Here is a 12,031-nt window from a genome sequence, read left to right as displayed (position 1 = left end):
GCGGGTCAGTCCGGGTCGTCGAAGAGTGTGCGTGCGTGGCGGTCGAGTTCGCGGCCTGCGGTCTGGCCGGAACGGTTGGTGCGGATGATGGCCATGGTCCGTTCAAGCCAGGCCTCGCCCGGATGGCGGTCCATCGTGTGCCATTCGTGGACCACCGTGCGCAGGTAGCGTTCGAGGAAGTCCTGGTACTCGGGTTGTGCCCCGGGCAGGCTGTGCAGAGCTACGGTGATCGCGGTGCGGTGCGGTGCCGAGGGTCCGGCCGGGGTCTCCTGTCGGGTGAGCCAGAGCTGGAGCAGAGCGTGGGCGCCGGAGAGGCAGTGGTCCTCCCAGTAGCCGGTGAAGTTGTTGATGGCCGTGCCCAGTCCGGCGGCGCACAGCGGCTCGAGAGCGTGCTGAAGGACATCGCGATCCCTGTCACAGAGAAGGAGCGTCTCCCTCCGCATGGCCTCATGCCCCTGCCTGAACCAGGAAAGGTGGCCGCGTGCCTCGCTGTCCGGAGCTATGCCGTACGTCCAGTACGGATCGACCGCGGGGATGGTGGGGTGTACCTCGGAGTCTCTGGCGGCCACGCTGATCTGAATGTCCTTGAACTGTTCGGAGCGCTGCTCGGACCAGGTGCGCTCAAGGTCGATCGACCAGCTGAACGTACGCCAGCCCTCGTCCGTGAGCTGCGACTTGATCAGAGTCATCAGCCGGTTCCAGTGGTGCGCGGGCTCCTCCTCCGGGAACAGCTCCCGCCCCCGCACCGGCTCCCCCAGCAGGACAAGAAGCAGCAACAGGTTCGCGGCCCACGAAGCGTGCCGGGCCGGTACGGGGAGGTTCGCGGGCCGGTATCCGTCGAAGGCGCGTTCCTGCCGGGCATGCAGCGCGGAGTGGAAGAGCCGCAGGAGCAGCGGTCGCAGCGCCGTGAGCTGCTCCGCGGGAAGCCGCTCCAGGGACTGGTGGAGGAAAGTGAGGGTGGCTGAGCGGACGGAGAGCGTCTCGAAGGAGAGCAGGGCGTGGAGAAAGGCGTCGTCGGGGGCGGTGACCCGCACGCGGGAGGCGTCCGCGAGGGCAGCCCTTGCCAGGTCCTCGAGTTCACGCAACGCCAGGCGGGCCACCAGGAATTCGCCGAAGGTGGAGTGCAGGAACTCGAAGGACCGCAGCCGCACCCCGTCCCGTGACGCCTCCGCCCGGTGGATGAAGAAGAACCGGCCCACGACCACCTGCCCGGGAGTGAGCGCTGCCCGCAGGTCGGCGGGGCGCGCCCCGTGCGTCCGCTGGGGGAGCAGTACCGCCAGGTCCGCCGTCAGCTCCTCCTCGGTGACCCACTGCCTGCCCCGGTTGACCATGGCGAAGGCGGTCACGGACAGGCACAGCAGCTCGGCCTCCACCGCGTGGGCGTGCTGTTCCTCGGTGAGCCCTGGATCGCTCTTGCGGACCTCTCGCGCGGCGAAGCGGGCCAGGAGGCGCTCGTAGAGGTCGTAGCCCGCGAGGTCTCCCTGGTCGTACTGGAAGGCGTTCCCGTCAGCGTCGTACAGCGCGAGCATCAGCAACAGCAAGGGCTGGCTTCCCAGTTCACGCTGCGTCAGCACATGTTCCGGGGACAGGGGGAGCAGTGACTGGTTGCGGAAGTAGGCGGCATTGGTCCGGTTCCATAGCTCCAGCCACCGTGTCACCTGCGCATCGTTGAAGGGTTCGAGCCGCACCGCGACACCGCCGGGCGAGAGGCGGGCCCGGTCGGCGACCGCGGTGCGGCTGGTGACCACCACGGCCAGCGGGCGGCCGTGCGTGGCTTCGCGCTGCTGGAACGCGGCCACCTTCTGCACGTAGTCGGACTGGCTCACGCCGGTGGCCTGGAGCAGTTCGTCGAAGCCGTCGAGCAGCACCACGGGCAGCGCGCGGCGCGCCGTGCGCGTCACGTCGGGCCAGGCCATGGCCTCCCCGGTGGCGTCGCGGATGGCGGTCTCGATCTGGTCCTGGATCGCCGCGTCGGCCGGCACGGCTGACAACGGCACCCGTACGACCAGGAACTCATCGGCGGGCAGCCGGGCCGCCAGGACGCGCGTCAGCACGGACTTCCCCGAGCCCGGCTGGCCGAGGAGCAGCAGCGGCGACTCCACGGCCTGCGGCGCGGTGAGCAGGCCCGCCAGGAAGCCTTCCAGGTCGTGGTGGACGTGCAGTCCGTCCCACCAGTGCTCCCCTGAAAGCCGGTCGGCGGCCCCGAAGGCGGCCACTTTGAAGTCCGGGGAGACGTATCCCTCGCCGAGGGTGGGGACCGTCAGGCCCTCCGGCAAGTCCTCCAGGGACAGCAACGGCGCGTCCATCGCCGCCCGCGACGCGCGGTTCAGGGCCACGTACCGCTCGGCCGCGATCCGCCCGTCGGTCGCCCTGGCGATCGCTGCCTCCAGATCCCGCAGCGTGCCTTCGAGTCGGCGGACCTCGTTGCGGGTGGCCTGATGGTCGGTGACGTTGACCCAGACGGCCACCTCGGGGAACTCGGCCGCCAGGCGTCGGTACATGATCTCGTATGCGGCCAATGCTTGTCGGGGAGCGGTCTCTCCCAGAGAAGCCCGCACCTCCTGCCGTTCCCGCTCCGGCACGGCCTCCCAGGCGGCACAGCCCGACACGTACTCCATGAGCTGCTCGGACAGCCTGCGGTAGAACCCGGTCAGCGCGACGAGCTCCGACTCGTAGGGCCGGTGCGGCGCAGGCATCGGGACCTCGGCGCGCAGCATCTCGTCCGCGAGGGCGGCCGGTCGGCCGGACTCCGGCGACCGGCCGGTGGCCAGGAGCACGGCCTCGGACCTCCCGACCCTCAACTCCCTTCTGTCGAAGGGGAGATCAAGCTCCTTGAGGGTGTCGAAGTACGAGGCGAGGACCACGACGGCGTGCGCCGCGGCAAGGCGCTGCGTGCGGTCGAACCGGCCGAGGCCGCGGGACCGCTCCGCGAGGCCGGAGACCAGCGACTGACTCAGCCGCGCCAGCTCACCCCGCGCGTCGAACAGGCTCAGCGCAAGGGCGGACCCGCCGCCGGTGGCGACCAGCAGCGCCCCGCCCGTCAGCCGGTCGAGGGCCGCGAGCGCGGGGCTCTCCGCACCACCCAGCAGCCGCACCGCATCCGCGTAACTCATCCCCCTGGACACCGGCGCCCTCCCAGCTCCGCGACGGAACGGCCAGCGTGTCCATCATGGCGGCAGACGAGGGCACGGGGCGGCCAATCGCCCGCAAATGGCCGCCCCGGCAGGCGCGTTCGGGTCAGGAACCCGCGGGCAGCTCCGCCCTCACCTCGCGCGCGGCGGCGACCAGGTTCTCCAGGGAGGCCTTGGTCTCGGGCCAGCCGCGGGTCTTGAGGCCGCAGTCGGGATTGACCCAGAGCCGTTCGGCGGGGATGGCCTCAAGTCCCTTGCGCAGCAGGGCCGCTGCCTCCTCGGTGCTCGGTACGCGGGGGGAGTGGATGTCGTAGACGCCGGGTCCCGCCTCGCGCGGGTAGCCGTGCTCGGCCAGTTCGCGGGCCACCTGCATGTGCGAGCGGGCGGCTTCCAGGCTGATGACGTCGGCGTCGAGGTCGTCGATGGCCTGGACGATGTCGCCGAACTCCGCGTAGCACATGTGCGTGTGGATCTGCGTGTCCGGGCGTACGCCGCTGGTGGTGAGGCGGAAGGATTCCGTGGCCCAGTCCAGGTAGGCCGGGTGGTCGGCGGCGCGCAGTGGCAGCGTCTCGCGCAGCGCGGGCTCGTCGACCTGGATGACCGAAGTACCCGCCTCCTCCAGGTCGTTGACCTCGTCGCGCAGGGCGAGCGCGACCTGGCGGGCCGTGTCGCCGAGCGGCTGGTCGTCGCGGACGAAGGACCAGGCGAGCATGGTGACGGGACCGGTGAGCATGCCCTTGACGGGGCGGTCGGTCAGGGAGTTGGCGTACGAGGTCCAGCGCACCGTCATCGGCTCGGGCCGGGAGATGTCGCCGGCCAGGACCGGCGGGCGCACATAGCGGGTGCCGTACGACTGGACCCAGCCGTGCTGCGTGGCGAGGTAGCCGGTGAGCTGCTCGGCGAAGTACTGCACCATGTCGTTGCGTTCGGGCTCGCCGTGCACCAGGACGTCGATGCCCGCCTTCTCCTGGAAGGCGAGGACCTCGCGGATCTCGTTCTTGATGCGCTCCTCGTAACCCGCCGTGTCGAGACGGCCCGCACGCAAGTCGGCCCGTGCCGTGCGCAGTTCGGTGGTCTGGGGGAAGGAGCCGATGGTGGTCGTGGGCAGCAGCGGCAGGCCGAGCCGGGTCCGTTGGGCCGCCGCACGCTCCGGGTAGGCGTGGGCGCGGCGGGCGTCGGCGCCGGTGATCGCGGCGACGCGGGAGCGTACGGCCGGGTCGTGGGTGAGGGCCGAGCCCGAGCGGGACGCCAGGCCGGCGCGGTTGGCGGACAGTTCGGCCGTGATGGCGCCCGTGCCCTGGGCCAGGCCGCGGGCCAGCGTGGCGATCTCGGCGGTCTTCTGGTGGGCGAAGGCCAGCCAGCGGGCGATCTGCGGGTCGATGTCCCGTTCGGCGGTGGCGTCCAGCGGGACGTGAAGCAGGGAGCAGGACGCGGAGACGTCGACCCGGTCGGCGAGGCCCAGGAGCGTGCCCAGTGTGCTGAGGGACTTCTCCAGGTCGTTGATCCAGATGTTGCGGCCGTTGACGACGCCCGCGACCAGACGCTTGCCGGGCAGCCCGCCGACGGCGGCGAGGTCCTCCAGCTGGCTCGCGGCGGCCTCGGTGAAGTCCAGGGCGAGGCCCTCGACCGGCGCCTTGGCGAGCACCGGAAGCGCATCGCCGAGCCTGCCGAAGTACGAGCCGACGAGGAGCTGAGGGCGGTCGGTGAGCGCACCGAGGTCGCGGTAGGCGCGGGCGGCGGCGTTGAGCTCGGCCGGGGTGCGGTCCTGGACCAGGGCGGGCTCGTCGAGCTGCACCCACTCGGCGCCCGCCGCGCGCAGGTCGGCGAGGACCTCGGCGTACACGGGCAGCAGACGGTCCAGGAGGGTGAGCGGCTCGAAGTCGGCGGCCACGCCGGGCGCGGGCTTGGCGAGCAGTAGATAGGTGACCGGGCCGACGAGCACCGGCCGGGCCGCGAGACCGAGCGCGACAGCCTCCTTCAGCTCCGCGACCTGCTTGGCGGAGTCGGCGGTGAAGACGGTGTCGGGGCCGAGCTCCGGCACGAGGTAGTGGTAGTTGGTGTCGAACCACTTGGTCATCTCGAGGGGCGCCACGTCCTGGGTGCCGCGGGCCATCGCGAAATAGCCGTCGAGCGCGTCGGTGTCGACGGCCTCGCGGTGCCGCTGGGGGACGGCGCCGACCATGACGCTGGTGTCCAGGACATGGTCGTAGTAAGAGAAGTCGCCGGTCGGCACTTCGTGGATGCCTGCGTCGGCCAGGTGCTGCCAGGTGGACCGGCGCAGCTGCGCGGCGGTGTCCCGGAGGGCGTCGGCGGTGACTCGGCCCTTCCAGTAACCCTCGACGGCCTTCTTCAGTTCCCGGTTGGGGCCCTGGCGGGGGTAGCCGTACACGGTGGCCTGTGCTGCCGCGGACTTCGCTGTCACGGAAATCTCCTTCGCGAGATGACTCCTGAGATCCCGGGACGGGACGCGGACGCGAAGGGATGACGAACCGGGCGGACCTGACGCGCGCCACCGGCGCGGTGCTCCACCTGATCTGACGCCGACCCGCCCACGAGGTCACCGGGATGTCCGCACGTGAGGGGTCACGTACGGGCAACGGGCAGGTCTTCGGACTCGCGGGCACACCTGCCGAGGCAGGTTCCTACTGGCCGTCGCTTCCCGGATCCGCGCTCGGATCCAGTGCGTATGACGGCGGTCGTTCCCACTCACCGCTGCGGGGCAGTCCCGGATTCCCACCGGGTTCCCTCTTACGACGCGTCTGCCTGGCGGACAGGGCGAACCAGCTGCACAGGTCAGGCTAGAGGGTGTTCGGCCTTCTGGGCAGTACTGATCACATTCCGGACCGTGAGGTGAGACACGGACCCCGCCCGGATCGGCACATGAGGGCGCGCGGAACAGATCACCACTCTGTTCCGCGCGCCCGCTCACAGCAGCCGCGGGCCCCTCAGCCCGGCGGCGGACCCGGGCCCCTCAGCCCCGGTCGTAGGTGTGGAACCCGCGGCCGCTCTTGCGGCCGAGCAGCCCCGCCTCCACCATGCGCTGGAGCAGCGGCGGCGGGGCGTACAGGGATTCCTTGAACTCTTCGTAGAGCGATGCCGCGATGGAGGCGACCGTGTCGAGGCCGATCAGGTCCGCCAGCTTCAGCGGCCCCATCGGGTGCGCGCAGCCCAGCTCCATGCCCGCGTCCACGTCGGCGGGCGTGGCGAAGCCGGACTCGGTCATCCGGATCGCCGAGAGGAGGTAGGGGACGAGCAGCGCGTTCACGACGAAGCCCGCTCTGTCCTGGGACCGTACGACCGTCTTGCCCAGGGTGTGCGTGGCGAAGTCCTCGACGGCGGCGACGGTCCGTGCGGCCGTGTGCAGCGAGGACACGACCTCGACCAGGGGAAGCACGGGGGCGGGGTTGAAGAAGTGCAGCCCGAGGACACGGTCGGCACGCCGGGTCGCCATCCCCAGACGCATGACCGGGATGGAGGAGGTGTTGGTGGCCAGGATCGCTTCGGGGTCCTCGACGACCTTGTCCAGGGTGGTGAAGATCTCCGTCTTGGCCGCAGTGTCCTCGACGACGGCCTCGACGACGAGCTGGCGGTCGGCCAGGTCGTCGAGGCTGCCGGTGAAGACCATGCGGGCCAGTGCGTCCTCGGCGCCGATGCGGTCCAACTTCCCGCGCTGGACGGCGCGTTCGAGCGACACGGCGACCCGCTCGGCGGCGGCGCGTGCGGCGAGGGCGTCGGCCTCGCAGACCACGGTGTCCAGGCCGGCGCGGGCACACACCTCGGCGATCCCGGCGCCCATCTGGCCCCCGCCCACCACACCGACCCGCCGGATGGCCGTGGTCATGACTGTCCCTCCGGGCGGCGCACGAGGTGACGGCTGTAGGCGTCCGTGGTGAAGAACGCGGGCAACTCCCGTGCCAGGGCGGTCCGTTCGAAGAGGCCACGGACTTCGTCGAGAGGGGCCCACGGGTACTCCGCGCCCAGGGCGGCTAGCTCGTCCTCCACCAGTTCGAGGACCGTCGCGCGATCCACGACCCGGTGGCGCAGCCACTGCCAGATCTGCACCCGGGCGATCTCGGCGGTGGCGGCGTCCTCCATCAGCCCGTACAGGGCGACGGCTCCCTGCCCGTGCAGCCACGCGGCGAAGTAGCGCAGGGCGACAGCGATGTTGGTGCGTACGCCCTCGGACGTCGGTGGCGCGCTGATGCGGCGCACGGAGAGCAGCCGGGCCGCCGTCACCTCGACGTCGTCACGGGTGCGGTCGATCTGATGCGGGCGCGTGTCGAGCACCCCGTCGAACACCGCGCGGCAGACGGGCACAAGGGCGGGGTGGGCGACCCAGGAGCCGTCGAAACCGTCCTCGGCCTCGCGCTCCTTGTCGAGCCGCACCGTGGCGAGGGCCGCCTGGTGGGCGTCCGGGTCCTTGCCGGGAACGTGGGCGGCCATGCCGCCGATGGCGTGGGCGCCGCGCTTGTGGCAGGTGCGGACGAGGAGTTCGGTGTACGCGCGCATGAAGGGGGCCGTCATGGTGACCTTCGCCCGGTCGGGCAGCAGGAAGTCGGTGCGGTGGCCGAAGGTCTTGATGAGGCTGAAGAGGTAGTCCCAGCGGCCCGCGTTGAGGCCGGAGCTGTGCTCGCGGAGCTCGTAGAGGATCTCCTCCATCTGGAAGGCCGCCGTGATGGTCTCGATCAGGACGGTGGCGCGGATCGTGCCGCGGGGGATGCCGAGGAGGTCCTGGGCGAGCACGAACACGTCGTTCCACAGCCGGGCCTCGTCGCGGTTCTCCAGCTTCGGAAGGTAGAAGTACGGGCCGTGTCCGGCGTCGATCTGCCGCTGGGCGCAGTGGAAGAAGTAGAGCCCGAAGTCCACGAGCGATGCGGGCGCGGGCCGCCCGTCGATCAGCAGGTGCTCCTCGGTCAGGTGCCAGCCGCGCGGGCGGACGACGATGGTCGCGACCTGCTCGCCGAGCCGGTAACGCTTGCCCTCCGGTGTGCTGAAGTCGATCCTGCGCTCGATGGCGTCGAGCAGGTTCAGGTGACCGCCGACGATGTTGTCCCAGGTGGGCGAGGTGGCGTCCTCGAAGTCCGCCATCCACACCTGCGCACCGGAGTTGAGGGCGTTGACCGCCATGCCGCGCTCCGGCGGCCCTGTGATCTCCACGCGGCGGTCGGTCAGGCCGGGCGCGGGGGGCGCCACCTGCCAGGAGTCGTCCGCCCGTATGCGGGCAGTGGCGATGGAGAAGTCGAGCGGGGAGCCGGAAGCGAGGCGGGCCGCCACCCGCATGCGCTCCTTGAGGATCTCCAGGCGGCGTTCGGCGAAGGCGTCGACGAGTCGGCCGACGAACTCCAGGGCCTCGGGGGTGAGGATCTCGTCGTGCCGGTCGGCCGGTGAGCCGAGGACCTGGGCACGGCGGGTCGGAGCGGAGAGGGGCATGCGGTCTCCTCAACAGGGGGTACGGATCTACGGGACGGTGGAGGCCCCGTAAGGGGCGCGGGGAACTGCGCGCCAAGCCCCCACCGGCCCGCGGATGAGATGGCGGCGATCCAGCGAAGCGTCTAGTGGAACTGCTCTTCCTCGGTGGAACCGGACAGCGCCGTCGTCGAGGAGGCGGGGTTGACGGCGGTGGACACCTGGTCGAAGTAGCCGGTGCCGACCTCGCGCTGGTGCCTGACGGCGGTGAAGCCCTGCGCCTGCGCGGCGAACTCGCGCTCCTGGAGGTCGACATAGGCGGTCATGCCGTGCTCGGCGTAGCCGCGGGCCAGGTCGAACATGCCGTGGTTGAGGGAGTGGAAGCCGGCCAGGGTGATGAACTGGAAGCGGTAGCCCATGGCGCCCAGCTCGCGCTGGAACTTGGCGATCTGGTCGTCGTCCAGGGCGGCACGCCAGTTGAACGAGGGCGAGCAGTTGTAGGCGAGCATCTGGTCGGGGTGCTCGGCGTGGATCGCCTCGGCGAACTCACGGGCCTGCGCGAGGTCAGGGGTGCCGGTCTCGACCCAGATGAGGTCCGCGTACGGGGCGTAGGCGAGGCCGCGGGCGATGACGGGCGCCATGCCGTTCTGCACCCGGTAGAAGCCCTCGGCGGTGCGCTCGCCCGTGACGAACCGCGCGTCGCGCTCGTCGACATCGCTGGTCAGCAGGTTCGCCGCGAGGGCGTCGGTGCGGGCCACGATCAGCGTCGGCACATCGGCGATGTCGGCGGCCAGGCGGGCGGCGTTGAGGGTGCGGATGTGCTGGCCGGTGGGCACGAGGACCTTTCCGCCAAGGTGGCCGCACTTCTTCTCGGAGGCCAGCTGGTCCTCGTAGTGGATACCGGCGGCGCCCGCGGCGATCATCGCCTTGGTCAGCTCGAAGGCGTTGAGCGGTCCGCCGAAGCCCGCCTCGGCGTCGGCGACGATCGGCGCGAGCCAGTCGGTGGTGTCCTCGCCGCCCTCGGCGGTGGCGATCTGGTCGGCGCGCAGCAGCGCGTTGTTGATCCGACGGACCACCTGCGGCACCGAGTTGGCCGGGTAGAGCGACTGGTCGGGGTAGGTGTGCCCGGCCTGGTTGGCGTCGGCGGCCACCTGCCAGCCGGACAGGTAGATCGCCTGAAGGCCGGCCTTGACCTGCTGGACCGCCTGGCCGCCGGTCAGGGCGCCGAGCGCGTGGATGTAGTCCTGCTCGTGCAGCTGCCGCCACAGCCGCTCGGCGCCGCGCCGGGCGAGGGTGTGCTCCTCGCGGACGCTGCCGGAGAGCCTGACCACGTCGTCGGCGGTGTAGGTGCGCTCGATCCCGTTCCAGCGGGCGTCGGTAGCCCACCGCTGAGCAAGCTCCTGGGCCGTTGCCGTCGTCGTCCCTGCCTGTGCCATGACCGTCTCCTGGGAACTCGTGAACTAAGGAAATCGTGAACTGTGCGAATCAATGGCACGGAGTGCCGGACTCATCGAGAGTGCGGCCCGCCGGCTCCGTGGTGAGCGATCCGAGCAATGCCGCCGAGCCGGGCGGAAGGGTCGGGATCACCGACGTCAGGGCATTGAGTCGTACCCCGTTTCCGATCCGCCCGACGGAGTCCGGCGGGCCGCGGTACGACTCTGACATCGGCACTCAGTGCCAACAAGCGGGGAAAGATGCCAAGTTCTGCGCTTCGCCGTTTTGCCAATCTTGTTAAGCCCGCAGTTCTCGTCCGCGTGGCTACCATCACGGGCAGTGCCGACGATCGTGACCGGACGGGCAGGAGCCACGGGTGAGCAAGACGTACGCGGGAGCGCGGCTGCGACGGCTGCGGGAGGAGCGCCGCATGAGCCAGGCCGACCTGGCCCGTGCCCTGGCCATCTCGCCGAGCTATCTGAACCAGATGGAACACGACTCCCGGCCGCTGACCGTGCCCGTGCTGCTGCGGCTCACGGAGGCGTTCGGCGTCGACCCGGGCTTCTTCTCCGCGCGCGACACCAGCCGTCTGGTGGCCGACCTGCGGGACGCCCTGACCGGCGAGGTCTCGGCGGGCCGGGTGTCCGCCTCCGACCTCTCGGACCTGGCATCGCGCATGCCCGCCGTGGCGACGGTCCTGGTGGACCTCGGCCGCCGGAACCAGCACCTCACCGAACAGCTCTCCGAGGCCGCGGAGGGGCGCGGTCCGGCAGCGGCGGCGCAGCCCCGCTCCGCGCACGAGGAGATCCGCGAGTTCTTCTACCGGCGCCAGAACTACCTGCACGACATCGATCTCGCCGCCGAACAGTTCGCCGCCGACATCGGTGTACGCCCCGGTGAGGTCGTGCGCGCCCTGTCCGCGCGCCTCGCCGAGCGCCACGGGGTGCGCCTGGCCGCGGACGCCGACCGACTCCTGCACCACTACGACCCGACGGCCCGGGTCCTGCACCTCTCCAACCGGCTGCGCCCCGGCCAGCAGGCGTTCCGGATGGCCACCCAGCTCGCGCTCCTGGAGTACGCGGACGAGGTCTCCGACCTCGCGTCGGAGGACTTCGGCCAGGAGACCGCGGCCTGGCCGCTGGCCCGCATCGGCATCGCCAACTACTTCGCGGCCGCGCTGATCCTGCCCTACCGCCGCTTCCACGCGGCCGCGGAGGAGTTCCGCTACGACATCGAGCGGCTGACCGACCATTTCGGCCTCGGCTACGAGACGATCTGCCACCGGCTCAGCACCCTGCAGCGCTCCCGGCTGCGCGGCGTGCCCTTCTCCTTCGTCCGGGTCGACCGGGCGGGCAACATGTCGAAGCGGCAGTCCGCCACCGCGTTCCACTTCTCCCGCGCGGGCGGCACCTGCCCGCTGTGGAACGTGTACGAGGCGTTCGCCGCGCCCGGCCGCACCCACGTCCAGGTCGCGTCCATGCCGGACGGTCAGCGTTTCCTGTGGACCGCTCGTGCGGTCACCCGGCACCGCGGCGGCTGGGGCGAGCCCGGCAAGACGTTCGCCATCGGCCTCGGCTGCGAGATCCGCCACGCCGCACGGCTCGTCTACTCGGACGGCCTCGACCTCGGCAGCGCCTCGTCCGCCGTGCCCATCGGCATGGGCTGCCGCCTGTGCGAGCGCACCGACTGCCCCCAGCGGGCGGTTCCCCCGCTGGACCGGCGCCTCGCGATCGACGAGAACAGCAGCACCTTCGTGCCCTACCCCGTGGCCGGGGAGGAGGCGCGCGCCGACTGAGGGGCGGGCCGAACTGAGGGGCGGGCCGAACTGAGGGGCGGGCCGAGGGGGGTGGACTTACTAGGACGTCCAACTATATGTTCGTGGCACAAGGTCCGCGGTGCAGGGAAGCCGGTGTGAATCCGGCACGGTCCCGCCACTGTGACCGGGGAGTGTGCTGTCATCCACACGCCACTGGCGAGGTCTGCCGGGAAGGCGGGCGGCGCGCGCAGATCCGGGAGTCAGGATACCGGCCGCGGAATGTTCCGTGTTGTCCACGAGGATG

Annotated in this window: 6 protein-coding genes and 2 riboswitches; of the genes, 1 reads left to right on the top strand and 5 read right to left on the bottom strand. The window is 71.0% G+C overall.

Annotated features, from left to right (window positions below; translation table 11 throughout):
• Positions 1-5: 5 nt before the first annotated feature.
• The 5 genes from ABZ833_RS03905 to aceA form a co-directional block, all read right to left on the bottom strand.
• Positions 6-3,113: a hypothetical protein gene (locus tag ABZ833_RS03905; RefSeq protein ID WP_361040592.1), complete on the bottom strand. Its 3,108-nt coding sequence runs from the start codon at positions 3,111-3,113 to the stop codon at positions 6-8.
• Between the two features lie 124 nt (positions 3,114-3,237).
• Entirely contained in the window at positions 3,238-5,553 is a 2,316-nt protein-coding gene (metE, locus tag ABZ833_RS03900; protein WP_361040590.1) for a 5-methyltetrahydropteroyltriglutamate--homocysteine S-methyltransferase, read from the bottom strand.
• 159 nt (positions 5,554-5,712) lie between these two features.
• A riboswitch (cobalamin riboswitch) is annotated at positions 5,713-5,931 on the bottom strand.
• A 171-nt stretch (positions 5,932-6,102) separates the two neighbouring features.
• Complete coding sequence (locus ABZ833_RS03895) at positions 6,103-6,972, bottom strand: 3-hydroxybutyryl-CoA dehydrogenase (RefSeq protein WP_361040587.1); 870 nt, start codon at positions 6,970-6,972, stop codon at positions 6,103-6,105.
• Positions 6,969-8,561: a malate synthase A gene (gene aceB, locus ABZ833_RS03890; RefSeq protein WP_361040585.1), complete on the bottom strand. Its 1,593-nt coding sequence runs from the start codon at positions 8,559-8,561 to the stop codon at positions 6,969-6,971. The genes ABZ833_RS03895 and aceB overlap by 4 nt, the downstream gene beginning before the upstream one ends.
• Before the next feature lie 122 nt (positions 8,562-8,683).
• Positions 8,684-9,973, bottom strand: a complete 1,290-nt coding sequence (gene aceA / locus ABZ833_RS03885) for an isocitrate lyase (RefSeq protein ID WP_361040583.1) — start codon at positions 9,971-9,973, stop codon at positions 8,684-8,686.
• Positions 9,974-10,347: 374 nt separating this feature from the next.
• Between aceA and ABZ833_RS03880 the strand changes: the two genes are divergently transcribed.
• Complete coding sequence (locus ABZ833_RS03880) at positions 10,348-11,766, top strand: short-chain fatty acyl-CoA regulator family protein (RefSeq protein ID WP_361040580.1); 1,419 nt, start codon at positions 10,348-10,350, stop codon at positions 11,764-11,766.
• A 67-nt stretch (positions 11,767-11,833) separates the two neighbouring features.
• Positions 11,834-12,019, top strand: a riboswitch (cobalamin riboswitch).
• Positions 12,020-12,031: the final 12 nt, after the last annotated feature.

The organism is Streptomyces sp. NPDC047525, from assembly GCF_040643025.1.
In the GTDB taxonomy this organism is placed as follows: Bacteria; Actinomycetota; Actinomycetes; order Streptomycetales; family Streptomycetaceae; genus Streptomyces; species Streptomyces durmitorensis.
This window is presented reverse-complemented; position numbering and strand designations above follow the sequence as displayed.

Excerpts from the sequence above, each read along its gene's own strand:
- ABZ833_RS03905 (WP_361040592.1), bottom strand. The coding sequence starts at position 3,113 with ATGAGTTACGCGGATGCGGTGCGGCTGCTGGGTGGTGCGGAGAGCCCC.
- ABZ833_RS03895 (WP_361040587.1), bottom strand. The coding sequence starts at position 6,972 with ATGACCACGGCCATCCGGCGGGTCGGTGTGGTGGGCGGGGGCCAGATG.
- aceB (WP_361040585.1), bottom strand. The coding sequence starts at position 8,561 with ATGCCCCTCTCCGCTCCGACCCGCCGTGCCCAGGTCCTCGGCTCACCG.
- aceA (WP_361040583.1), bottom strand. The coding sequence starts at position 9,973 with ATGGCACAGGCAGGGACGACGACGGCAACGGCCCAGGAGCTTGCTCAG.